Origin of the sequence: Eisenbergiella porci, from assembly GCF_009696275.1 — a bacterium.
GTDB classification, from domain to species: domain Bacteria; phylum Bacillota; class Clostridia; order Lachnospirales; family Lachnospiraceae; genus Eisenbergiella; species Eisenbergiella porci.
Genome location: NZ_VUMI01000013.1, coordinates 1 through 24,013, shown reverse-complemented (window position 1 = coordinate 24,013; position 24,013 = coordinate 1). Strand labels below are relative to the sequence as shown.

The window sequence follows — 24,013 nt, the reverse complement described above, 5'->3', positions numbered from 1 at the left end:
GTTATAAAAGCAGGGAAGGAATTTCGGACAAGTTGAACTATATTTCCTGTTTCACAAACACCCTGCAGCTGTTGGGCTTGCTGAAAACGATTTTTCCCTGGTGGATAAAGGTGATGTAGTCGGCAACCTTTTCCAGATCCGTTGTGATGTGGGAGGACATCAGGATGGAATGTGTCTCATCCTGGATAAAATCCAGGAAAACATCCAGGATATCGTCGCGCATTACCGGATCCAGTCCGCTGGTGGCTTCGTCCAGGATAAGCAGCTTCGGATGGTGGGAAAGGGCGGCTGCAATGGAAAGCTTCATTTTCATGCCCTTGGAAAAGGTTTTGATTTCCTTGTCTGCAGGCAGCTGGAACTGTTCCAGAAAGCCTTTGTAGGCAGACGGATCCCACTGGCGGTAAGCGGCAGCAGAGATCTTACCCACCTTGACGGGGTGAGGGTTTCATAAAAGTTAATGCCGTCAAACACAACACCGATATCTTCCTTCAGCTGCCTGGGATTTAAATATTTCCGTCATCCTTCCGGATCAGGTCGAGCACGGCATTGATGGTGGTACTTTTGCCCGCGCCGTTCTCCCCGATCAGTCCCATGATGGTTCCGCAGGGCAGTGTGAAGGATACATGATCCAGCGTAAAGCCGGGATATTCTTTTGTCAGGCCATTGATTTGTAATGCAGGTTCCATATAAACTCCCGTCCGCGTACTTTAAGACGCAAATATAATCAGGAAGAGACTTTGCCTGCCCGTCCCAGACGGCATGCTGCCGCAGAGGGAAGGCCGGTGTCCGCTTTCTGTCTCCTTAAAACAAAGTCAGTTTTCTGTGTCCTCATAGAACAGAGCGATCAGCTCTGTCAGCTTATCCAGGGAAATTCCGCAGCCGCGTGCCATTTCAACGGCCTCCTGCAGGTGTTCTTCTATTTTGCGCTGCTGTTCCTCCTGGAACAAATCCCTGTTTGCAGCGGATACGAAGCTGCCGCGTCCGACAGTTGTTTCGATAAATCCATCTCTCTGCAGATCCTCATAAGCCTTCTGAACAGTGATTACACTGATATGCAGCGATTTTGCCAGCGCCCGCATGGAAGGGATCGGCTCCCCTGCCTGCAGCTGGCCGGTGATAATCATTGCCTTTATCTGTGTGGTAATCTGTTCATATATGGGCTTGCTGGAGTTATTACTGATTATTATTTCCACAAAACCCCTCCGGAGTGTTTTATAGTGTACTTACCGTACAAGTACACTATAAAACACTATATGCGGGATGTCAATAGGGTTTTTACAATATAAGAAGAAAAACAGTATCGCAATATAAACGGGAAAACAGGGTTCCATAGTGCAGACAGAAAAATAATGGTTGCTGTGAGGGTACAGAACAATTACAAATAATGATATAATAGTAACAATTCAGACGGGACGAAACTGTTATATTTAGTAAAATCATGGCTAAGGGGGAAAAGAAGTGAAAATACACATTATTGGATGCAGCGGAACGGGAAAATCATATCTGGCAAAAAGATTATCTGAAAAATATAATATCCCGCACTTTGATTTGGATGATATATTCTGGGACAATTCATCCGATAGGTATGGGGTAAAAATGCCTGATGAAAAGAGGAATCAATTGCTGGACGATATACTCCGGAAAAATGATTGGATTATAGAAGGCGTGTTTTATGATTGGCTTGATGGCAGCTTCCGTGATGCGGATGTAATTATTCTTTTAGATATTCCGAAAAGAGTTTACCGTTTTCGCATAATCCGCCGTTTTGTTAAGAGAAAGCTTGGAATGGAGCGGGCGAAGAAAGAAACGCTTTCTTCGCTCGTGGCCCTGCTGAAGTGGACAGATAAATTCCAGGATAAAAATCTTCCCCGGATATATGAAAAGTTAGGGAAATATCCGGATAAGACCATAATTTTACACAGCAGAAGAGAAGTGAATGACTATATAAAATAAGCGGATTACGGACTGCAAACTACAACGATAACATTTTCCCGACATGACAATATAAATGCAGCAGCCTGCGCCATGCCGTTTTTAATCATCATCTTCCTCTGAAAGCGGCAGGCTGAAAATAAATTCCGTTCCCACTCCTTCAGTGCTGATAACATTGATATTTTCATTATGCGCCTGGATAATTTCCCTTGTGATTGAAAGTCCAAGGCCGGTGCCCTTCTTATCCTTGCCCCGGGAAAGATCCGTTTTATAGAAACGGTCCCAGATCAGCTTCAGGCTGTCCTTGGGAATGCCGATGCCGCTGTCCTTTACGGAGACGAATACCTTGTTCCTTTTTTCTGTGGTTTCAATCTTGATAACGGAATCGGAGTGGGAAAATTTGATGGCATTGTCCATCAGGTTGTAGAGTACCTGCTGTATTTTGCCCATATCCGCGTGCACGGGAAGCTGTTCGCCGGTAAGGACAAGCTCAATGGCGATATGCTTCTGCTGGCAGGTGCCCTCAAAGGATGCCGCTGTATTGCGGATGATGGAGTTAACATCAAAATCCGATTTTTCCAGAACCATGCCCTTGGTGTTCAGGTTGTTCAGGGTGAGCAGGCTGTTGGTGAGCTTGGTGAGCCGTTCGGTTTCGTTTAGCACGATGTTCAGGTATTTTTCATGAAGCTCAGGCGGGATGGTCCCGTCCAGCATGGCTTCCAGATAACCCTTGATTGAGGTCAGGGGGGAGCGGAAGTCGTGGGAAACATTGGCGATGAATTTCTTCTGGTTGTCCTCTCCGCGGGCGATTTCACTGGCCATGTAGGAAAGGGAGGCCGCCAGATAGCCGATTTCGTCTTCACTGTCCACCTGGAATTCATAGTGCAGGTTGCCTGCGGCATACTGTTCTGTCGCCTCCGTAATTTTGCGCAGCGGCAGGTAAACCATTTCCGTAAAAAAGATAAGGATGATCAGGGACAGCAGGAACAAGATGACCAGGATAATATAGGAAATACTGAGCAGGCTTTCACTGGTGGAACGCAGCGACGCCATGGCGGTATGGATGACCACATAGCCCCGGACCTTGAAATTGGAGGTGATGGGCGCATAAACGCTCAGCATTTCCCCTTCAAAGCTGTCATAAAAGGTTCCGATGGTATAGTAGGAGCCGGCGGTTTCCGTAGCGTTGAAGCCCTCGATGATGCGTGGGTGATCCAAATCCACCGGAGTGGCGGTGTCCATAATCATACGGCCGGAGGGATTGATAATCCATATGGTGGAATCCAGGTAGACGGACAGGGAATCCAGCTGTGTTTTTACCGTTTCCAGGGATGCTTCATTATTGTACAGATCCGATGCGTAGGTGTTGGCAATGAGTGTTGCTTCCTTATACAGCGTATCCGCTTTTTCTCTTTTCATATGCTCCAGGGTCATGCTGGATCCGAAGGAGGCGACGACGATGAAGCCGAAGAAGCCGAAAATCAGATATGCCAGCAGGAATTTTAAATAGAGGGTCTTTCTCATTGGTCCACCTCAGTTTTCATAATGTCATTTCTATTATACAGACCTGGTAATTGTTCAGCAGTCTCGTAATTACCAAACCTTATACTATCTTACCATATTTGCCCTGCCTTGTAATCCCCTTTGCGGGATTTGCGGATTTGCCCTGAATTTGTGGTATTAAAAAGTATTCTATTCTATAATATAGGTATACAAATCAACATCTAAATTGGGGGAGGGAAAAAATGAAAGTCAAATTTCCGGATTACAATAATTGCATTACAAACATCCCAAATTCTATACTGAAATATTTTGGATATGAGGAAGGACGAAAAACAAGCAGCTTGTTAGATTCTTATCTGAAAAAAGAATATGATAATGTCGTTGTCCTTTTATTAGATGGCATGGGAAAATGTATAATTGACGGGAATCTGGATAAGGAAGGTTTCTTTCAAAGTCATTTGGAAGCGGTATATAGTTCTACATTTCCGCCGACGACAGTGGCGGCAACGACTTCTATGCTTAGTGGAATGAATCCATGTGAACACGGCTGGCTTGGCTGGGATTGTTATTTCCCGCAGATAAACAAGAATGTAACTGTTTTTTTGAACAAGGAGATGGAAACAGGTCTGTCTGCGGCTGATTATAATGTTGCATTCAGATATTGCGGATATGAAGACATTGTTCAAAAAATCAATCGGATATGCGGGAAAGAAACAGCGTATTACGTTCTCCCTTTTCTTGCTCCTTATCCGCGGACATTTGAAGATATCACCAGCCGCATTTCTGATTTGTGCAGTCAGCCCGGCAAAAAATTTATCTATAGTTATTGGAGTGAGCCGGATACTACGATGCATAGAAAGGGATGCTATAGCGAAGAATCAAAGCAACTCCTTCAAGATATTGAGTCCGGGGTAGAAAAAATGTGCAGCGGGCTTGATAAAACACTGTTTATAATTACTGCGGATCATGGACATATGGATTCGAAATGTGTTGCAATCGGAGATTACCCAAAGATTCAGGAATGCCTTGTCAGGTTGCCATCGATTGAACCGAGAGCCTTGAATCTCTTTGTCAGACCGGAGAAAAAAGAACAATTTCTCAGTGAGTTTCAAAAAGAGTTCGGGGAGAAATTTTTATTGATGTCAAAGGAAGAAGTAATTCAAAGGCAATTGTTCGGACCAGATACAGAGCATCCTTCTTTTAGGGACATGTTAGGGGATTACCTTGCGATTGCAGTAAGTGACTTAACCATTTGCTGTACAAAGGAAGAGGCTTATATTTTAATCGGCGTACATGCCGGAATGACAGATGAGGAGATGGAAATTCCGTTGATTATCATTGAGAAATGAAGCTTCTCTTAATTGGGGATAAGGCGCGGCTGATGGAACGTATGATAAGCCATTTTATGCCCCATGTGCTTCCATAAAAAACAGCGGTAAAAAACCGGCGGAGGCTGATATGGTACTTGTCTGCTTGACAAGAGCCATATCAGCCTCCGCCGGTTTTTGTTATCTTACCTCAAATTTATATCCAATCCCCCAAATCGTAGCGATTCTCCAGGACTCATGGTCTTTGATTTTCTCTCTCAGACGCTTGATATGTACATCCACGGTACGGGTATCACCGATATATTCATAGCCCCAGATCTGATCCAGAAGCTGTTCCCTGGTAAAAACATGATTGGGAGAGGAAGCGAGGAAATAAAGAAGCTCCAGCTCCTTGGGCGGCATTTCCACGGATTTTCCCATGTAGATGACGGAATAGTTGGTCTGGTTGATGGTGAGATCCGGGTATTCCACACACTTGATGCCTGTGGGCTCCGCAGCTGCGGGAGCCGCCTTATAACGGCGCAGCACGGCTTTGACGCGGGCCACCAGCTCCTTGGAGTCGAAGGGCTTTTCCATGTAATCGTCGGCGCCCAGCTCCAGCCCCAGCACCTTGTCAAAAATCTCGCCCTTGGCGGAAAGCATGATGATGGGAATATTGGATTTGCTCCGTACCTCGCGGCATACCTGATAGCCGTCGATGCCGGGGAGCATCAGATCCAGCAGGATCAGGTTGGGGGTAAAGCTGTCCAATGCGGAAAGGGCGGATTCCCCATCCCCCACAATCATGGTTTCAAAGCATTCCTTAGTGAGGTACAAAGAGATCAGCTCCGCAATATTGTTGTCATCGTCCACAATCAGAATTTTCTGTTTATTTACCATGTGGTTAGTCTCCTTTGCTGTGACAAGTGGGCATGCTTTCACAGGCTCCGGCGGCCGGGCCGCCGGAATCCTTATGAAAGCAGGCTCAGGATTTAAATTCTACTATGGTGACACCTGCGTCTCCTTCGCCGTATTCACCCAGGCGGTAGGATTTCACATATTTCACCCTGCGCAGGTGGTTCTGTACTGCGCTTCTTAACGCGCCCGTCCCCTTGCCGTGTACGATACGCACACTGGGCAGGTGGGCCAGATAGGCGTCATCCAGATATTTGTCGAGAACGGACATGGCTTCGTCCACTGTTTTGCCCAGAAGGTTAATCTCCGCGGAAACGGAGAGGGATTTGGACATGCGGATTTTGCCGGAGCCGGTACGCGCGCCTTTGGCTGTGGTCGCGGCATCCTTTTCCTGGACAAGGACCAGATCGCGTATATTTGTCTGGGTACGGATAATGCCGCACTGTACGAACAGGTTGCCTTTATTGTCGGGAAGCGTGCTCACGGTTCCCTTCAGCCCCATGGATACGATGCGCACGGTTTCTCCTAACTTAAGCTGGGAGGGCTTCAGGCCGGCTGTCGCGGGCTGATCGTTTTTAACGGCCAGCTTTTCATTTTTGTCGGAGATTTTCCCGCGCAGCTTTTCTCTTGCTTTTTCCAGATCCTTCATGGAAGCGCCGGGACCGGCTTTCTGGAAGGCGCGGATGGTTTCGTCCGCTGTATTTTTGGCATCCTGGAGGATTTCGCGGGCCTGTTCATTGGCTTCTCGCAGAATCCGTTCCTTAGCCTGGTCGATTTTTTCCTGTTTGGCTTCCAGCTGCTTCTTCAGCGTTTCTACTTCCCTCTTGTAAGCGGCGATTTCCTGCTGTTCCTTCTCTATTGTAACACGGCTTTGCTCCAAATCGGTAAGCAAGTCTTCAAAGCTTTTATCCTCCGCGCTGATCTGTGTGCGCGCGGCATCGATAATTTCGTCGGAAAGCCCCAGCCTGGAAGAGATGGCAAAGGCGTTGCTCTTACCGGGGATGCCGATGAGCAGCCGGTAGGTAGGACGCAGGGATTCCACGTCGAACTCGCAGCAGGCGTTTTCCACAAAGGAGGTGGAAAGGGCATAGACCTTCAGCTCGCTGTAGTGTGTGGTGGCCATGGTGCGGATGCCCCTGTCGTGCAGGTAATTCAGGATGGCGATAGCCAGCGCCGCTCCCTCGGTGGGGTCAGTGCCGGCGCCCAGCTCATCAAAAAGACAGAGGGAATCGGCGTCTGCATTTTTCAGGATGGAGACGATGGAGGTCATATGAGAGGAGAAGGTACTCAGGCTCTGCTCAATGCTCTGCTCATCCCCGATGTCCGCATAGACCTCATGGAAAATGGAAAGCTCCGAACGGTCCAGGGCGGGAACATGAAGGCCGGCCTGCCCCATCAGGCAGAAAAGCCCCGTTGTTTTCAGGGATACCGTCTTACCACCGGTATTGGGGCCGGTGATGATGAGCAGGTCATAATCCCTTCCCAGGCGGATATCGATGGGCACCGTGGTTTTTTTATCCAGGAGGGGATGTCTTGCCCCCCTGATATTGATAATGTGTTCGTTGTTAAATACAGGCTCCGTGGCATTCTGCTCCAGGGCAAGGGATGCCTTGGCAAAAACAAAATCCAGACGCGTAAGGATTTTCTGGTTTTCCGCAATATCCTCTGCGTGGTCGGCAACCTGGGCGCTGAGAGCGGCCAGAACCTTTTCTATTTCTTCCTGTTCTTTGATTTCCAGCTCGCGCATCTGGTTGTTCAGGTTAACCACCGCGGCGGGCTCAATGAAAAGCGTGCTTCCGGTGGAGGACTGATCGTGGATCATGCCCGGCACCTGGCTCCGGTATTCGGCCTTGACCGGGATACAGTAGCGTCCGTTTCTGGAAGTAATCAGGGCATCCTGCAGGTAGGAATGCAGGGAGCCGTTTACCATGCCGGACAGCTGGGAATGGATGCGGTCCGTGGTAACCGCCATGCTGCGGCGCACATGCTTCAGGCCGGGGCTGGCGTCGTCGCTGATTTCCTCTTCGGAAAGGATGCAGCGGTAGATTTCGTTGGAAACGGGGGGCAGCGGCTCAATCCCCTGAAAAAGAGGAGTAAGGGAATCCTCCTCCATGTCCTCCCTTTCCTGCCGCCCGTAGGCCTTAACCCGTCCTGCATTCTCCAGAAGCCCTGCGATGCGCAGAAGCTCCGGCGCGGAAAGCGTAGCTCCGATTTCCAGGGATTTCAGGCTCATGCCCAGCTCCCGGTTGTTACCGAAGGAGATGCTGCCTTTTTTGAAAAGACGGGTGAGGGCGTTTCCTGTTTCCCTCTGGGCGGCACGGATGTCGTCCAGCTCCGTCATAGGTGTCAGCTCGCGGCAAAGCTTGCGTCCCGGGTCAGAGGTCGCATGCTCGGTGAGGCGGGCGATAATTTTGTTATATTCAAGCGTTTTTAATACTTTTGCGTTCATTTTCTGGTAATATTACTCCTTTTTCATGAAAGAGGGCAGCGGCGGGTCATCGCTGCCGATAGTAGGTATGCATTGGCATTGGTGCCTTGTGGGAACCGGTATGGCGCAGCCCTGCTGTCTGCGGCATTTAACGGGTTACCGACATTATAGCATGGCGGGGGGAGAGATCCAATAGCGGAAAAGTGCAGACAATCCTTAACTGTACCTTTTTTTCTGCTTTTTGCGACCAAAAAGCTGCATTTTGGGGTCAGATGTAACAAATATGATGCATTTTACTGTTAAAATGTAGAAAACTATAATCGTGAAAGCGCCGGACAGCTGTGAAAAAGAGCGGTACGGCGCAGATACAGACCGCAAAAGAGGGGAAAGAGAATTTGATAAGGATAGCCCTGGTTGATGATGATACTAATTTTCATATTATATGCAGCAGATATGTGAGAGAGTTTTTCCATGCAAATAACAGAATGCATGAGCTGCGGCTTTACAGCAGTCCGGAAATGGTAATATATGATTTAAAAGAGGGAAGGGATTCGGACGTTTATTTTCTGGATGTGGAAATGCCGGGAATGAACGGCTTTGAACTGGCGGAGAAAATACGGGAGCATTCCCCGGAGGCCTGCCTTATTTTTCTGACCTCCCATACAGAGCTGGCAATGGAGGGACGTGTGGAGTATGATGAGATTATCTATCTGTACAGAGAGAAAAAGTATGCCGTCCTCGTACTGCAGGACAGGCAGGTGCATGTGAGAAAACCGCTTCGGGTTGTTTTTGAGGAACTGGATTCGGAAAATTTTATGTTTATTGAAAGAGGATTTGTTGTTAATATAGAACATATCCTCAGGCTGGCGGATCGGGATCTTACCATGAGAAACGGTGATGTGCTGCCTGTGGGGAGGACCTATTTGAAAACGGTGAAGAGGATGCTTCTTCATTTTTGGAAGGACAGGATATAAGGGCTATGATAGGAATGAGGCTTGCACAGTGGCTGCTTACTGCCGCTGAAATGTGCGGTGTGTTTTATATTTTTCTTATGTTTTTCGAGAGACGCAGCGAGAAAATGTGGAACAGCGTGCTGCTTGGCATAATGATAGTGGTATTGTCGGGACTGACGGTATGGCAGCGGGAGGATACCGCCATGTATTCCCGTTATTTTATGCTTGCATGTATCCTGGCAGTAACGGTTGCGGCGCTGGCTTTTTTCAGGACGGGATTCTGGAAGGGGTTACTGGCGACGGCACTATATTTTGAGACGGTTTATTTCCTGGATGTATTATCCGGTTACCTGGGGCAGCTGGCGACAGGGGATGAGGATTTTGTCGCCGTTATCCAGAAGGTCCTGAACCCGGAGAGACTGTTTGTGATGACGGTGAGCAGGCTGCTGGTACTGGGGGCTGTGCTGGCAGCCGTCCATTATAAAGGGATTGTCAAGAATATATTTGTGCGGTACAAGCTGGTGGTCGCTGTGTTTGTTTTGTTGGAGCATATCGGACTGCTTTATTGCGATCAGGTTTTCTATTTTTCTGTAGTGAAAAAGAGGCGGATTGATATTTATTTTGTGTTTTTCCCTTTACTGATTTTGTTTGTTCTTATTCTGACGATTGTTTTTTGTATATGGAAAAGAAGAATGAACTGGAGAATTTCAGTATCCGGAACGAGATGGCGGAGAAAAGCTATCAAGAAATGATCATGCTTTATCAGCAGAGGGATCGGATTTATCATGACATGAAAAACCACATTGCCGTGCTTTCGGCACTGAATATAATATATCAATTGCCGGTATATTCCATTGATAAGATTGGGAGAGTTATTGACATATGCCATAAACAAGAGTAGACTACAGTTAGCATAAAAAATAACGGAGGCGTATTCATCATGAAAATTGCAGTAACCTATGAAAACGGACAGGTATTCCAGCATTTCGGGCATTGTGAGAATTTTAAAATTTATAATGTGGAAGACGGGAAGGTAACGGATTTCCAGGTAGTAAGCGCAGTTGGCAGCGGACATGGCGCGCTGGCAGGCTTCCTGAAGCAAAGGGATGTGGATACCCTGATCTGCGGCGGTATCGGCGGAGGCGCCAGAACAGCGCTGGCTGAGATTGGGATTACGCTTTATCCGGGAGCTTCCGGAGATGCGGATGCCAATGTTGCTGCACTTCTTGCAGGGCAGCTTGTTTATGATCCGGATACCATGTGCAGCCATCATCATGAAGGCGGACATAATTGCGGAGAGCATTCCTGCGGCGAGGACAAGCATGGCTGCGGAGGAAATCACTGATATCGGAGAGAAATAAAGAAGGTTTTGCGGGCAGCCGGATTGAAGCTGCCCGTTTTTCATATTTTATGAATAATTATTTATACCCGCGGGCAACGGGGCAGGCATTCATACATGGATATTTTACTGTTGCCACCACGTTTTCTCACGGTTTGCGCAGTGAATGCGCTAACCTGCCTGAACCGTTACGGAATTGCTTCAGAAACAGCAGAAGAAGGGAAAAATAGTGTTGAAAAAACCGCGTCTTTTTGCTACCATTAGGGGTACGTATGAAAGCCTTGCGGAATTTTACATTGTGGAAGAGACAGCAGCCAGGGACTTGACACATTTTCAAACATAATTCGGGACAGACAATGATTTGCCGGAGGCGGCATATTTCTATAACGAAGGATAAGACTGACTGCAGGGATACGGCCCGCCGGAAGGACAGAGGCGGAAGCCGGGTCCCGGCTGCAGGGAAAGGCAGCATCAATGAAAGTAATGGAATTTATCAATGCGCACCGGGAGGATGAGGACTACTGCGAATGCTTGATCCATCCCAACGGTGAGGTGGATGAGCCTCTTCCTTCCCACATCGGCAGGCTCATTGAAATCGCGGGAGAGGACTCCGCCACGCTTAACGGACAGATGGAAAAAAACATGGAGCCTTTGTTCTGGATGGTGGAATATACCCGCTGCATGTCCGTATGGCAGACGCGCGTGGTAGCGCCCTCCCATCCGGACCAGGAGCAGCAGGATGCGCTGGAAATGCTTTATGACGCCGCATTCCTGGCCCCGAAATATCTGTATGAAACGCCGGATGCTGCTTACGTGGAAAGCGTGCGTAAGGCCAGAGAGGTCATTGCGGAAAAAAACAGGCGGAAAGCGGAAACAGAATAGAACAGCGGCCGTGCGGAAGGGCAGAAAAAAGATGGAAAATGCTGCTTTCCGCACGTTTTTTTTATTCCGGCTGACGCCTACTTAACAATTAATGTTTTATTAAGGAATGCCAGAATTCTCTGTGACATTTCATCCTGATAAAACTCCATGCCCATATGTGCGGCATTTTTAATGCGGTAATATTCCACCGGCACATTGTTCTGCGTCAGAATGTCGCAGAATTCATTACTGCCTGAAATATCCACCAGCGTATCACCTGTTCCATGGGCCAGGAAAAAGGGAATTGTATTTTTATTAATATAGTATTGAGCGGCTGTCCTTGCCGCTCGATCAGGTTCTTTTTCAGGATCGAAGCCCAGTAGTCGGATGGTACGGGAATATCCTGTCGTTTCCGGCAGAGGGACTCCGTTCATGGATTGCGTCCCATGCTTCTGTTTCAGGAAAGCCGGGCCGTAATAGTTGATGACGGCAGAAACCTGGCTGGATTGCTCCGTATATTCGCCTATATCAAATTCACGGCTACCATTGGTAACACCCACCATGGTAGCCAGGTTTCCTCCTGCAGATTCGCCGCCTATGGCTACTCTGTTCGGATCAATACCATATTCATCAGCATGCGCCCTTAAAAAACGAAATGCCTTTTTAACATCCTCAATCTGTGCCGGGAAATGAACGCTATTGGAAAGGCGGTATTCAATGCTTGCAGCAACATGGGCCTCCAAATGAACCCAGAATATCCATTTTTAAATCCTTATAATTATAAAAAGGAAACCAATATGGAACCTGTGCAAAGGTCACACTGGGAATCAGGGTGACCACCTGTTCTTTTACAGGGATATCAATATTATTTCTCATAGCCTTTTCCTCTCTTTTTAGTATTACCTGGGTGGAGATATCATTCCATGCCCTTTTCGCGCTTCAATACTCTTTCCAGGAAATCCATGATTCTGTCAGCCATTTCTTTCTGATAAAATCGGGAGTCGGCATGTCCCGCCCCCTGAATTGTCCAGAATTCTGCCGGTACCTTGTTTTTTTCAAGCGCGGTGCAGAGTGCATCGCTGTTTTCTATGGGTACAATGATATCCTGCGTGCCATGAGCGATAAAGAAAGGAGGCGTAGAGGGATTGATATAGGAAAGAGGAGCAGCAGTATCTGCTTTTTCCGGATCATTAGCAGGCTCATATCCTAGAAGCATTGCTACAGGAGACGGCCCTTTTAGAAAGTCCGGTTGCTCCGATTCATTTATTTCCGGCGCATCCTTTGCCTTCAGCGTGAAGGATGCGGGGCCGTAGTAGTCGATAACCGCCTGAACCCGGCTGGTATATTCCAAATATTCTCCTTTATCGAATTCTCTTTTGTCATTGGTAACACCGGCCATTGCCGCCAGGTGAGCACCGGCGGATTCGCCTCCAACGATTATCCTGTCGGCATCAATTCCAAATTCTCCGGCATGAGCCCTCAGATAACGGATTGCTTTTTTTATATCCTCCAACTGTCCCGGAAAATGACAGCTGTTGGACATACGATATTCCACACTGGCAACAGAATAGCCCCGGCGTGCAAAATTCATGAGCCACGGGAGATGGGCACTGCGCTCCATAGTCATCCATGCGCCGCCGCAGATCCATACAAGAAGCGGCCTTTTTCCCTCCTCATCAGGTCGAAAGGGTAATATGATGTCCATTTTCAAATCCCTATAATCAAAAAAAGGAAACCAATAAGGAACTCTTGCAAAGGTAATTCCAGAAAGCAATGTAAGCGGAGTATCAATTAATGGGACAAAAAAATATTAGACCGACATCGGTCTAAAATCTTCGTGTTTCAGTGAAACGCACCGCAGTGTCAGGAGAGGATTTTGTCTGGCCTGTATTTATGGGGCAAAAACCTGATGATTCTATGAAGGGAACGAGGCGGATTACGGATTTGTATGTGTCCGATGCTGATGGCAGCCGTGACGATGAGGGGAAATATATTACTCTTTGCATGTACTGTGATCCTAGAGAAGGGATTGGCTCCACCATTCGTTTTGACGGAAGGTTTAACGTAACCGTGGATATAGCTTATACAATTGAACAGTTGACTCACATCGAAACCGAAGAGGGTATGCTGGAAGGGCTTGTGTTCGACAAAAATGATGGGAACCGTTTTATCTATGGGGAGCTTTTGCAGACTGCAGTGCATGAGGATCCGGAAGCTTCGCTGTCCTATTGCTTTTATCGTCCGGAGGAAGCGGATGAGCATAAGGTCCCTCTGCTGATATGGCTGCATGGTGCAGGAGAAGGTGGAATGGAGCCCTTGATTGCGGCCACGGGCAACAAGGTGGTGAACCTGATTTCCCCGGATATCCAGGAGCTGTTTGGCGGTGCATATCTGCTGGCGCCCCAGACCCCTACCATGTGGATGGATAACGGAAGCGGTGAATACACTCTTGACGGCGTTTCCATATATGTGGAACCCCTGGAACGGCTGATTGCTGATTTTATCGGGGCACATGAGGAAATTGATACAAGCAGGATTTATCTGGGAGGGGATTCCAACGGCGGCTTCATGACCATGAAGATGCTGATTCGTAATCCCGACAGATACGCGGCTGTATTCCCTGTGTGCGAAGCCCTGGGGGATAACTTTATCACGGAGGAGGATATAGCCAATATTGCGGCAAAACCAATTTGGTTTACCCATGCCAAGGATGACCCGGTGGTGGCGCCGGACCAGTACGTGGTTCCTACCTATAAGAGACTGATCGCGGCGGGCGGGGAGAATATTCATTTTACTTTCTGGGATCATATTACGGATCAGACCGGCCTGTATTATAATGAAGACGGCACGCCTTATGCTTATAGCGGGCATTGGTCCTGGATCCCCATGTTAAACAACCAGTGTACTGTAGATTTTGATGGGAAACCGGTTATTTATGGCGGAAGGCCGGTGGCTATTATAGACTGGATTGCGGCGCAGAGGTTGGAAAAATAAACACGGAATAGTGATAAGCAACTGTGAAAAAACGGGAGAGTTACTTAAATACAGGTATATTAAAATGGCGGTGGATAATTCCATGGCCATTTTAATATTTACAATGCAAAAGGGAGGCAAAAATAGAGTTGAAAAACCTATGTCTATTTGCTACTATTAGTGGTACGAAACTGGAAGAGATGCTGCTTTCCGTACATTTTTTATTACGATAGGCAGCAGGCTGAACCAGAGCAGACTGCCTGTGTGGAGGTTTGCCTTCATACGAAGTTTACCTCTGAGAAACCAAAAAAGGAGAAAAAATATGAATCATAAAGGAACCATAACCCTGGAGACCAACCGTCTCATCCTTCGCCGCTTCCGTTTGGATGACGCACAGGCCATGTATGACAACTGGGCCAACGATCCGGAGGTGACAAAATTCCTCACCTGGCCCGTCCACGGAAATGTGGAAATCAGCAGATTTATCCTGCAAAGCTGGAACGACGCATATGCAGACAATGATGCATACCAGTGGGCCATTGTCCTGAAGGAAAACGGGGATTTCCCCATCGGCAGCATTGCAGTGGTACACCAGCAGGAAGATATTAATATGGTACATATCGGTTACTGCATCGGGCGAAGCTGGTGGCATCAGGGAATCACATCGGAAGCTCTGGCAGAAATTATCCGCTTCTTTATGGAAGAAGTGGGTGCAAACAGAGTGGAATGCAGACATGATTCCAATAATCCCAACTCCGGGAAAGTGATGGCGAAATGCGGCATGAAACCGGAAGGAATCCTCCGCCAGGCCGACCGGAATAATCAGGGCATCTGCGACAGCTGTATGTACGGCATCCTGGCGCAGGACTATTTTCAAAACAGATAAAAATTAGGAAATGACTCCGGCTGCCCATCCGGCCAACCGTCGAAAAACGGCTCATTTCCGGCCCGGAAAGCCTAGCCAAGCCTTTACAAGCCACGGCCAATCGGATATACTGTTAAAGAAAAGCCAGCAGGTTTTTCTTCTTTTCCAACGGAAAAGAACATAAACTGTAACTGATCAGTTTCTTGGGTAGTGACGGATATCCGCCCGTTAAGAAGCGGTTTGCGAGGGCATGGATATTTGCATCCAACGAAAACCAGCATGTATTTACCCTTCGCGGCCGCCGCCGGACGGACAGAAGGACTTCCGGTTTTCTGCGGGCAAGTCCGCTGGTCTCGTTGTCTGCGGGATAAAAAGTTTCAGGCAAAAATAAGAGGATAGTAAAAAGAATGTCAGATAATAAACGGGATAAAACATCCGTCCCCGAACCGGAATCAGGCGGAGGCTCAAACCTGTCGGAGCCTGCCTCCGGGGCCTCCAGCAGGGACATTGATTTTATCAAGGAAAAAGTAAAGGAACGCCCCATCAACAAGAGAAAGCTGCTGAAAAGAACCATGATCACCGCCTCCATGGCAGTGATTTTCGGCCTTATCGCATGCTTTACTTTTCTTGTGCTGGAGCCTGTTTTCAGCAACTGGCTGTACCCCGAGGAGGAACCCGCCCCTGTGCAGCTCCAGGAGGAAGCGGAAAATGAAGAAATGCTTCCCGAGGACATGGTTCTGGAAACTGAAACCGAAGAAGAAAAGGAATCCGCGCCCATCGCCTCCACCGTTGTCCAGAAGGTGGATATGAGCGTGTCCGATTACCAGAAGCTGTACAGCAACCTCTACAAGCTGGCCCAGGACGGCGCCAAATCCATGGTCACCGTAACCGGCGTTGTTTCCGATGTGGATTGGCTGAACAACACCTATGAAAACAAAGGCCAGACAGCAGGCCTGATCGTGGCCGATAACGGCAAGGAGCTCATGATCCTCACCGAAAAAGAAATCGTGGAACAGGCGGAAAAGGTACACGTCACCTTCTGCGATAACACCCAGGCCACAGCCACCGTAAAACAGTCCGATCCGACCACCGGACTGGCAGTCATCTGCGTCAGCCTGAGCGACATCAGCGACGAGACAAAAGAAGCGATTAAAGCGGCAAAGCTCGGCAGCTCCAACAGCGGCAGCGGCCTCCTTGCCACGCCGGTCATCGCCCTGGGCCGTCCCATGGGAACAGCCAACTCCGTGGCCTACGGCATCATAACCTCCATGGATACCGTTCTTAACCTCACCGACGGCAACTACCACCTGCTCACTACCGATATTTACGGGAGCACAAACGGCAGCGGTGTTATCATCAACTTAAACGGCCAGGTGCTGGGCATTATCAGCCAGCGCAATAACAGCAGCGACGCCAAAAACCTGATATCCGCCCTGGGTATCAGCGACCTGAAAAACAACATTGAAAAGCTTTCCAACGGCCAGCCCATGGCCACGCTGGGCATATACGGAACCGATGTCCCTGCTGAAATCCAGGAATCCCAGGGTGTCCCCGCAGGCGCCTACATAACCGGCATCGTGATGGATTCCCCCGCTATGGTTGCGGGCATCCAAAGCGGAGACGTAATTGTAAAAATGGGAACTGAGGAAATCACTTCATTCAAAGAATACAAGGAAGAAATGATGACGCTCCTCCCTGATTCCCAAATCACCCTCACCGTCATGCGCCAGGTGCAGGATGAATATCAGGAAATGACAGTGGATGTTATCCTGGAAACCTTAAAATAGGAAATTAAAAAACAAACTATAAACCAATATTTTTTTATAAATTTCCAATTTAGAAAAAAATGTAAAAAGAACGGGCCTGAAGGCAGAATGGAGAAAAAATGAAATATATAAAGGACTTAAAAGAAGGCGACAGAGTATTCGATATATACCTCTGCAAACATAAGCAGTCAGCGGTGACCAAAAACGGTAAGGCTTACGACAATGTGATACTTCAGGACAAAACCGGCACCATTGACGCCAAGATCTGGGATCCCAACAGCGCGGGCATTGCCGAATTCGACAGCCTGGATTACATAGAGGTATACGGCGATGTCAACTCCTTCCAGGGCTCTCTGCAAATCAGCGTAAAAAGAGTCCGCCTCTGCCAGGAGGGAGAATACGATCCTGCCGATTACCTTCCAGTAAGTGCTAAAAATATCGACGACATGTACAAAGAACTGCTTGGTTTTATCGGCCGCGTGGAAAACCAGTACCTGAGAAAGCTGCTGGAAACCTTCTTTGTGGAAGATGAAGCCTTTATCAAGGCCTTCCGCTCCTCCTCCGCAGCCAAAACCGTACATCACGGCTTTGTAGGCGGCCTTCTGGAACACACCCTCAGCGTCACCAGACTCTGCGAATACTACTGCGCAGCCTACCCGTTGCTGAAAAAAGACCTCCTGATCACGGCAGCCATCTGCCATGACATCGGAAAAACAAGAGAAATCTCCCTCTTCCCTGAAAACGACTACACCGATGACGGCCAGCTTCTGGGCCACATCGTCATGGGAACGGAAATGATAGGCCAGAAAGCCCGCACAATACCCGGTTTCCCGCCGGTTCTGGAAGCGGAACTGAAACACTGCATCCTGGCGCACCACGGCGAATACGAATACGGCTCCCCCAAAAAACCGGCCCTGATCGAAGCGGCTGCCCTGAACCTGGCTGACAACACCGACGCAAAGATGGAAACCTTCATGGAAGCCCTTCAGAATGCAAAGGATGCCGGCTGGCTTGGCTACAACAGATTATTTGAATCCAACATCAGAATGACACGGATGGAGTAAAGCACGATGGAAATAAAAAAGAATGACATTCTCACAGTGGAGATAACGGACACCGGGATCGAAGGCGAAGGAATAGGAAAAACCGACGGTTTTATTCTGTTTGTCAAAGATGCGGTTATCGGCGACACGGTACAGGTGAAGGTCATGAAAGCGAAGAAAAACTATGCCTATGCAAAGCTGGAGAAGGTACTTGTGCCTTCTCCTTTTCGTGTTCAGCCCCCCTGCCCCTTCCACCGCCAATGCGGCGGCTGCCAGCTTCAGCCGCTCTCCTATGATAAACAGCTGGAATTTAAACAGAATAAAATAAGGAACAACCTCATCCGAATCGGCGGATTTTCCCCGGAACACATCGATGCCTGCATGGAACCGATTATTGGAATGGAAGACCCCTGGCACTATCGGAATAAGGCACAGTTCCCCTTTGGATATGACAAAGAAGGAAACGTGGTAACGGGTTTTTACGCCGGAAGAAGCCACAACATCATCGCCAATACGGACTGCGCCCTGGGCGTGGAGGAAAATAAGACGGTTCTGGAAACCATCCTTGCCTATATGAAAAAATATGGAGTTTCCGCCTACGACGAGACTTCCGGAAAGGGACTGATCCGCCATGTGCTGATAAGAAAGGGCTTTGCCAGCGGCCAGCTCATGGCCTGCGTCGTTATAAATGGGAACAAGCTGCCGGAGGAAAAAGCGCTGGCGGAGGAGCTGTGGAAGATCCCCGGGATGACCAGCGTATCCGTAAATGTGAACACTGAGAGAACCAATGTGATTTTGGGCAAAAAGGTGCGGGTTTTGAAGGGCGAAGAGAAGATAGAGGATAGTATTGGGGATGTGGTATTTCGGATATCCCCGCTGTCTTTCTATCAGGTGAACCCGGTACAGACGAAGAAGCTGTATGGACAGGCCTTAGAGTATGCGGGCCTGACCGGGGAAGAAACAGTTTGGGATCTGTACTGCGGGATTGGTACTATCTCATTATTCCTGGCGAAAAAAGCGAAGAAAGTGTATGGCGTGGAGATTGTGCCGGAGGCGATTGCTGATGCAAAAGAGAATGCCGCCAGGAATGGAATAACAAACGCGGAATTTTTCGTCGGAAAGGCGGAAGAGGTGCTTCCTCAGAAATATGAGGAGGATGGGGTTTGTGCGGATGTGATTGTGGTGGACCCGCCTCGGAAGGGGTGCGATGAGAAGTGCCTCGAAACCATGGTGCGGATGCGGCCGGAGAGGATTGTGTATGTGAGCTGCGATTCGGCTACGCTGGCAAGGGATTTGAAGTATTTGGGGGAGATGGGGTATGAGGTGAGGAAGTGGAGAGGGTGTGATATGTTTCCGGGGACTATTCATGTGGAGACAATAGTGTTGCTACAAAGAGGAACCTTGTAGAAATCCTTAGATTTAGGCACTTTTCCCGCCATGTGGTGTTTGACGCCGAGGGTGATAAGTTCCGCAATAAGCGCATTGAGGACTATATCACGGTTTCGGTAGTCATTGATATGGAGTGTGGGAACACAAAAAATTAAATAGTTGATTGAAAAGGACATTGTGAAAGCAGTGTCCTTTTCCTATTGGCTGCGCCGCAGATTTTGAAAGAAGTCTGCGGCTTTTTTGCGCCCAAAAGCAGAAAGGAGGCGACCGCCTATGTACTTTTTTACTTCCGGCAGCGACCGGGCCTTTGAACAGCTCATGCAGACGAGGCCGGGAGCAGACCACTTTGACAACGGCGAGGCCGGAGCGCCGGAGGACTGCGGCATCTGCCGTTTCTACCGCCCGCACTGGAAGTACCAGTTTTGTGTGTATGAGGAATGTCCCTACCAGCCGGGCAAGCTCACCGCCCTTGACGGCGCGGTGAAATTTCAAGTGAAAGGAGTGGACGACGAGATGGCAGTTTTTCGAGTGGAGAAAAATCGGGGCTACACGGTGATGTCCAACCACCACCTGCGGAACAAGGACTTGTCCCTGAAAGCCAAGGGGCTGCTGTCGCAAATGCTGTCCTTGCCAGAGGATTGGGACTTTACGCTGAAAGGCTTGTCCCTTATCAACCGGGAGCAGATCGACGCGATCCGGGCGGCAGTTAAGGAGCTGGAACAGGCGGGCTATATCGTGCGTTCCCGTGAGCGTGACAGCCAAGGCCGCCTGCGTGGGGCGGATTACATCATTTACGAACAGCCCCAGCCTGTGCCGGATTCACCTACATTGGAAAATCCAACATTGGATAATCCAACTCAGGAAAAGCCTACGCAGGAAAAACCAACGCAATTAAATAAAGATAGATCAAGTAAAGACAAATCAATTACGGATGGATTAAATACCGATTCCATTCCTATCCTTTCCCCTCCCTCTCCTTTGGAGGAAGAAGCGGCTGCGCCGCCGGAACGGAAAGGAACGGGAGCGAAATCACAGAGCGCCGTGGAGATTTATCGGGAGATCATCAAGGACAACATCGAATATGAACACCTTTGCCAGTACGCCAAGGGGATTGACCGGGATATGCTGGACGAGATCGTGGACTTGCTGGTGGAAACCGTATGCAGCGCCCGAAAGACCATCCGCATTGCCGGGGACGATTACCCCGCCGAGCTGGTGAAATCCAAGCTGATGAAACTGAACAGCTCTCACATTGAGTTTGTCTTTGACTGTATCAGCAAAAACACTACGGAAATACGGAACATCAAAAAATACCTGCTGGCGGTTCTGTTCAACGCCCCAAGCACCATCAACGGCTATTACACGGCGCTGGTGGCCCATGACATGAATACAGGCAGTTGGGGAACCCCACAAAATCGGTGATTTTGTGGGGAGAGGAGGAACAGCGAAATGAGCGAGCTTTTCACGCTTGCGTGGAAACAAGCGATATGGAGCTTGTGACGACGAGAAAGGAGGCCGACCCTATGAAACAGGGTGCTTTGATTTTTGACGAGCAGACAGACCGCTACGACATCCGCTTTGACCTTGCGGACTATTACGGCGGCCTGCACTGCGGAGAAACTTTTGATGTGATGGTGGGCGGCAGATGGAGGCCGACCCGCATTGAAATGGCCGAGAACTGGTATCTGGTTGGAATCCATGCCGACGACCTCTCCGGCCTGCGGGTGCGGATTTAAGCCATCCGCCTGCCTGCTGACTTTCCAAAGGAGGGATAGCAGTTGCAGGAAGAAGTAGACCAGAAAACCATAGCGTTAGCGGTTAAGACGGGCAAGCTCACCGCCCAAGTGCTGCAAGCGGCCATCCGAAAATATCTGGCCGCCCGGCAGAAAGGGACGGGCAAGACCCGTCACGGACAGCAGAGCTTACGGCAGCTCAAAAAGGACGGTTCCGCCCTGTCCAACATTGAGATCACCGACGCCAACATTGGCTTATTTAAGCCCTGCGCCAAGAAATACGACATTGATTTTACCTTGCGGAAAGACCGCACTACCCATCCGCCCCGGTATATCGTGATCTTCAAATCCAAGCAGGCGGACAATCTGGAACAGGCGTTTAAGGAGTTTACGGCCAAGAAGCTCCAACAGCAGGAACGCCCCTCCATCCGAAAGACCCTTGCCGTCCTGAAAGAAAAGGCAGCGGCCAGAAGCAGCCAGCAGGCCAAGGAGAAAATCAAGGAAAGGGGGCTGTCACGATGAAGCCGGAAATGAAAAAGCTGATAATCGCCAACCTGCCCTATCTGCTGTTTGTTTACCTGTTCGGCAAGCTGGGACAGACCTACCGGCTGGCGGCTGGGGCGGACTTGTCGGAAAAGCTATTGCACCTTGCGGACGGCTTTTCCCTTGCCTTTGAAAGCGCCGCCCCCAGCTTCCACCTGTTCGATCTGGCGGTGGGCGTGGCCGGTGCGGTGGCATTGCGGCTGATGGTGTACTGCAAGAGCAAGAACGCCAAGAAATACCGCCGGGGCGTGGAGTACGGCAGCGCCCGTTGGGGAGGCCCCAAAGATATAGCCCCGTACATCGACCCGGTGTTTGACAACAATATCCTCCTGACCCAGACGGAACGCCTCACCATGAACAACCGCCCCAAAGACCCCAAGACCGCCCGGAACAAAAATGTGCTGGTAATCGGCGGTTCCGGCAGCGGCAAGACGAGATTTTTTGTGAAGCCCAACCTCATGCAGTGCGTGTCCAAGGACTACCCGACCTCATTCGTGATTACCGACCCGAAAGGAAGTCTGATCGGCGAGGTGGGCCAGCTCCTTGTGCGGTGCGGCTACCGGGTAAAAGTGCTGAATACCATTAACTTTTCCAAGAGTATGCGCTACAACCCGTTTCGCTACATCCATTCGGAAAAGGACATTTTGAAACTGGTAAACACGCTGATCTGCAACACCAAGGGCGAGGGTGAAAAGAGCGCCGAGGATTTTTGGATCAAATCGGAACGCCTTTTGTATTCGGCCCTCATTGGCTATATCTGGTACGAAGCGCCGGACGAGGAAATGAATTTCACCACGCTTCTTGAAATGATAAACGCCAGCGAAGCCCGCGAGGACGACCCGGAATTTCAATCCCCGGTAGACCAGATGTTTGGACGGCTGGAAGAAAAAGACCCAGAACATTTTGCGGTGCGCCAGTACCGTAAATTCCTGCTGTCGGCGGGCAAGACCCGCAGCTCCATCTTGATAAGCTGCGGAGCCAGATTAGCGCCCTTTGACATCCGGGAGGTGCGGGAGCTGATGGAGGACGACGAACTGGAACTTGACACCATCGGGGATAAAAAAACGGCCCTGTTCCTGATTATGTCGGACACGGACACGACCTTTAATTTCATTCTGGCAATGGTGCAAAGCCAGCTTATTAACCTTTTGTGCGACCGGGCCGATGACAAATACGGTGGGCGGCTGCCTGTCCATGTACGGCTGATTTTAGACGAGTTCGCCAACATCGGCCAGATTCCAAACTTTGATAAGCTGATCGCCACCATCCGAAGCCGGGAAATCTCGGCTTCTATTATTTTGCAAAGCCAGTCGCAGCTAAAAGCCATTTACAAAGACGCGGCGGAAATCATTTCCGACAACTGCGACTGTACGCTGTTCCTGAGTGGACGGGGCAAGAACGCCAAGGAGATCGCGGAGGTGCTGGGCAAGGAAACCATTGACAGCTACAACCAGAGCGAGAACCGGGGCGCGCAGACCTCCCACGGACTGAACTACCAAAAACTCGGAAAGGAGCTGATGAGCCAAGACGAAATTGCAACGATGGACGGAGGCAAGTGTATTTTGCAGGTGCGCGGCGTGAGGCCGTTTTTCAGTGAGAAATACGACATCACCCGCCACCCCCGCTATAAATACCTTTCGGACGCCGACAAAAAGAATACCTTTGATGTGGACAGCTACCTGTCGTCCCTGCGCCGGAAAAATCGGCGCGTGATAACGGAGGACGAACCCTTTGACCTCTACGACATTGAGCTGTCGGATGAAGATTTTGCCGCAGAATAAAGCGGTATGTTATTTTGAATTGCAAGGAGGTGTAATATCCAAGCCATCAAGAAAAGCGGCTCCCCAGTTACACATAGAATCCAAGACAGGAATAATGCTTCGCCCAAAAGCAGTAAGGGAGTATAAAGTTTTAGGCGGTTTTTCTGGAATGACTTCTCTATGAATCATTCCGCATTCTTCTAAGTCGTGGAGTTGCTGGGACAACATTTTAGGTGTGGCTTTTGGGATTAACCGCTGTAATTCCATATAGTGCAGCGGTTTATCTATCAAATGCCACAAGATAAGCGGTTTGTACTTTCCGCCGATTAAAAATAGCGTAGCTTCTACGGGACAGTTAAATTGTGACTTTTCATAATTCATTATTGTTTTCAATCCTTTTGAGGCACTTTCTTTTTGGGAAGTATCTTTCTGAAAAGTGCAATCTTGTTATTTAATCGCACCATGTTAAAATTAGTGTGATCTTAAAGATACCAAGAAAATTATACAACATAACGAAAGGATTGACTATCATGGATTTTATTGAACTTGCAAAAAAACGCTATTCTGTACGGAGCTATTGAACCAAATCGCACATGCTGTGCAATAGCCTTTCTTATCTTTTCTCTGCACCGTTGCCACGGTGCTCTTTTTCTTTTACAATAGCCTTATCCTTATGAAAGGAAAAACCCTACGGATGAGTGCT

Annotated in this window: 24 protein-coding genes and 1 pseudogene; 16 read left to right on the top strand and 9 right to left on the bottom strand. The window is 49.0% G+C overall.

The window, feature by feature from the left end; all coding sequences use genetic code 11:
* Nucleotides 1-76 precede the first annotated feature (76 nt).
* Nucleotides 77-686, bottom strand: a pseudogene (locus FYJ45_RS32645) (ABC transporter ATP-binding protein); the annotation flags it as partial.
* Between the two features lie 126 nt (nucleotides 687-812).
* Nucleotides 813-1,193: a GntR family transcriptional regulator gene (locus FYJ45_RS09720; protein WP_021636568.1), complete on the bottom strand. Its 381-nt coding sequence runs from the start codon at nucleotides 1,191-1,193 to the stop codon at nucleotides 813-815.
* A gap of 265 nt (nucleotides 1,194-1,458) precedes the next feature.
* Between FYJ45_RS09720 and FYJ45_RS09715 the strand changes: the two genes are divergently transcribed.
* Nucleotides 1,459-1,953 carry an AAA family ATPase gene (locus FYJ45_RS09715; protein WP_276892541.1) on the top strand — a complete coding sequence of 165 codons (495 nt, stop codon included), beginning with the start codon at nucleotides 1,459-1,461 and terminating at the stop codon, nucleotides 1,951-1,953.
* Between the two features lie 81 nt (nucleotides 1,954-2,034).
* Here the strand turns inward: FYJ45_RS09715 and FYJ45_RS09710 are convergent, their stop codons facing one another.
* Nucleotides 2,035-3,456, bottom strand: a complete 1,422-nt coding sequence (locus tag FYJ45_RS09710; protein WP_021636566.1) for a sensor histidine kinase — start codon at nucleotides 3,454-3,456, stop codon at nucleotides 2,035-2,037.
* A 221-nt stretch (nucleotides 3,457-3,677) separates the two neighbouring features.
* Here FYJ45_RS09710 and FYJ45_RS09705 point away from each other — a divergent pair, with 221 nt between their 5' ends.
* Nucleotides 3,678-4,784 (top strand): alkaline phosphatase family protein, encoded by a 1,107-nt coding sequence (locus FYJ45_RS09705; RefSeq protein ID WP_154464443.1) that lies wholly within the window; start codon nucleotides 3,678-3,680, stop codon nucleotides 4,782-4,784.
* A 159-nt stretch (nucleotides 4,785-4,943) separates the two neighbouring features.
* On the opposite strand, the gene FYJ45_RS09700 is transcribed toward FYJ45_RS09705, so the two are convergent.
* Both FYJ45_RS09700 and FYJ45_RS09695 read right to left on the bottom strand, forming a co-directional pair.
* A complete protein-coding gene (locus FYJ45_RS09700; protein WP_154464442.1) occupies nucleotides 4,944-5,642 on the bottom strand; it encodes a response regulator transcription factor in 699 nt (232 codons plus the stop codon).
* 85 nt (nucleotides 5,643-5,727) lie between these two features.
* Nucleotides 5,728-8,106, bottom strand: a complete 2,379-nt coding sequence (locus tag FYJ45_RS09695; RefSeq protein ID WP_154464441.1) for an endonuclease MutS2 — start codon at nucleotides 8,104-8,106, stop codon at nucleotides 5,728-5,730.
* Between the two features lie 320 nt (nucleotides 8,107-8,426).
* Here FYJ45_RS09695 and FYJ45_RS09690 point away from each other — a divergent pair, with 320 nt between their 5' ends.
* From FYJ45_RS09690 to FYJ45_RS09670, 5 genes are all read left to right on the top strand, one after another.
* A complete protein-coding gene (locus tag FYJ45_RS09690; RefSeq protein WP_276892536.1) occupies nucleotides 8,427-9,059 on the top strand; it encodes a LytR/AlgR family response regulator transcription factor in 633 nt (210 codons plus the stop codon).
* 5 nt (nucleotides 9,060-9,064) lie between these two features.
* Nucleotides 9,065-9,790, top strand: a complete 726-nt coding sequence (locus FYJ45_RS09685) for a hypothetical protein (protein WP_154464440.1) — start codon at nucleotides 9,065-9,067, stop codon at nucleotides 9,788-9,790.
* Between the two features lie 188 nt (nucleotides 9,791-9,978).
* Nucleotides 9,979-10,383 carry a NifB/NifX family molybdenum-iron cluster-binding protein gene (locus FYJ45_RS09680; RefSeq protein ID WP_154464439.1) on the top strand — a complete coding sequence of 135 codons (405 nt, stop codon included), beginning with the start codon at nucleotides 9,979-9,981 and terminating at the stop codon, nucleotides 10,381-10,383.
* Nucleotides 10,384-10,494: 111 nt separating this feature from the next.
* Entirely contained in the window at nucleotides 10,495-10,641 is a 147-nt protein-coding gene (locus tag FYJ45_RS09675; RefSeq protein WP_154464438.1) for a hypothetical protein, read from the top strand.
* A 210-nt stretch (nucleotides 10,642-10,851) separates the two neighbouring features.
* Nucleotides 10,852-11,259, top strand: coding sequence for a hypothetical protein (locus tag FYJ45_RS09670; protein WP_154464437.1), 408 nt, complete (start codon nucleotides 10,852-10,854; stop codon nucleotides 11,257-11,259).
* Between the two features lie 77 nt (nucleotides 11,260-11,336).
* On the opposite strand, the gene FYJ45_RS09665 is transcribed toward FYJ45_RS09670, so the two are convergent.
* Genes FYJ45_RS09665 through FYJ45_RS09655 form a run of 3 tightly spaced genes read right to left on the bottom strand, consistent with a single transcriptional unit; the run spans nucleotide 11,337 to nucleotide 12,943 of the window.
* On the bottom strand, nucleotides 11,337-11,981 hold the full coding sequence (locus FYJ45_RS09665; RefSeq protein ID WP_154464436.1) for an alpha/beta hydrolase: 645 nt from the start codon (nucleotides 11,979-11,981) through the stop codon (nucleotides 11,337-11,339).
* Nucleotides 11,953-12,114: a hypothetical protein gene (locus tag FYJ45_RS09660; RefSeq protein WP_154464435.1), complete on the bottom strand. Its 162-nt coding sequence runs from the start codon at nucleotides 12,112-12,114 to the stop codon at nucleotides 11,953-11,955. Before FYJ45_RS09660 ends, FYJ45_RS09665 begins: the two co-directional genes overlap by 29 nt.
* A gap of 40 nt (nucleotides 12,115-12,154) precedes the next feature.
* Nucleotides 12,155-12,943 carry an alpha/beta hydrolase gene (locus tag FYJ45_RS09655; RefSeq protein WP_235930747.1) on the bottom strand — a complete coding sequence of 263 codons (789 nt, stop codon included), beginning with the start codon at nucleotides 12,941-12,943 and terminating at the stop codon, nucleotides 12,155-12,157.
* Between the two features lie 140 nt (nucleotides 12,944-13,083).
* On the opposite strand from FYJ45_RS09655, the gene FYJ45_RS09650 reads away from it, so the two are divergent.
* The 9 genes from FYJ45_RS09650 to FYJ45_RS09610 all read left to right on the top strand — a co-directional run bounded on the left by FYJ45_RS09650 (nucleotide 13,084) and on the right by FYJ45_RS09610 (nucleotide 23,331).
* Nucleotides 13,084-14,232, top strand: a complete 1,149-nt coding sequence (locus FYJ45_RS09650) for a prolyl oligopeptidase family serine peptidase (RefSeq protein WP_321170215.1) — start codon at nucleotides 13,084-13,086, stop codon at nucleotides 14,230-14,232.
* Nucleotides 14,233-14,533: 301 nt separating this feature from the next.
* Nucleotides 14,534-15,097: a GNAT family N-acetyltransferase gene (locus FYJ45_RS09645; protein WP_154464432.1), complete on the top strand. Its 564-nt coding sequence runs from the start codon at nucleotides 14,534-14,536 to the stop codon at nucleotides 15,095-15,097.
* A gap of 386 nt (nucleotides 15,098-15,483) precedes the next feature.
* Nucleotides 15,484-16,863, top strand: a complete 1,380-nt coding sequence (locus FYJ45_RS09640; protein ID WP_154464431.1) for a S1C family serine protease — start codon at nucleotides 15,484-15,486, stop codon at nucleotides 16,861-16,863.
* Between the two features lie 98 nt (nucleotides 16,864-16,961).
* Nucleotides 16,962-17,906, top strand: coding sequence for a 3'-5' exoribonuclease YhaM family protein (locus FYJ45_RS09635; RefSeq protein WP_154464430.1), 945 nt, complete (start codon nucleotides 16,962-16,964; stop codon nucleotides 17,904-17,906).
* A gap of 6 nt (nucleotides 17,907-17,912) precedes the next feature.
* Nucleotides 17,913-19,292, top strand: coding sequence for a 23S rRNA (uracil(1939)-C(5))-methyltransferase RlmD (gene rlmD, locus FYJ45_RS09630; protein WP_154464429.1), 1,380 nt, complete (start codon nucleotides 17,913-17,915; stop codon nucleotides 19,290-19,292).
* 495 nt (nucleotides 19,293-19,787) lie between these two features.
* Entirely contained in the window at nucleotides 19,788-20,696 is a 909-nt protein-coding gene (locus FYJ45_RS09625) for a DUF6017 domain-containing protein (RefSeq protein ID WP_330588631.1), read from the top strand.
* Nucleotides 20,697-20,797: 101 nt separating this feature from the next.
* Nucleotides 20,798-21,010, top strand: coding sequence for a DUF5348 domain-containing protein (locus tag FYJ45_RS09620; RefSeq protein WP_003819042.1), 213 nt, complete (start codon nucleotides 20,798-20,800; stop codon nucleotides 21,008-21,010).
* A 42-nt stretch (nucleotides 21,011-21,052) separates the two neighbouring features.
* Complete coding sequence (locus FYJ45_RS09615; RefSeq protein WP_154464427.1) at nucleotides 21,053-21,529, top strand: PcfB family protein; 477 nt, start codon at nucleotides 21,053-21,055, stop codon at nucleotides 21,527-21,529.
* Nucleotides 21,526-23,331: a VirD4-like conjugal transfer protein, CD1115 family gene (locus tag FYJ45_RS09610; RefSeq protein ID WP_154464426.1), complete on the top strand. Its 1,806-nt coding sequence runs from the start codon at nucleotides 21,526-21,528 to the stop codon at nucleotides 23,329-23,331. The genes FYJ45_RS09615 and FYJ45_RS09610 overlap by 4 nt, the downstream gene beginning before the upstream one ends.
* A 9-nt stretch (nucleotides 23,332-23,340) precedes the next feature.
* Here the strand turns inward: FYJ45_RS09610 and FYJ45_RS09605 are convergent, their stop codons facing one another.
* Nucleotides 23,341-23,691 carry a winged helix-turn-helix transcriptional regulator gene (locus tag FYJ45_RS09605; protein WP_154464425.1) on the bottom strand — a complete coding sequence of 117 codons (351 nt, stop codon included), beginning with the start codon at nucleotides 23,689-23,691 and terminating at the stop codon, nucleotides 23,341-23,343.
* Nucleotides 23,692-24,013 lie beyond the last annotated feature (322 nt).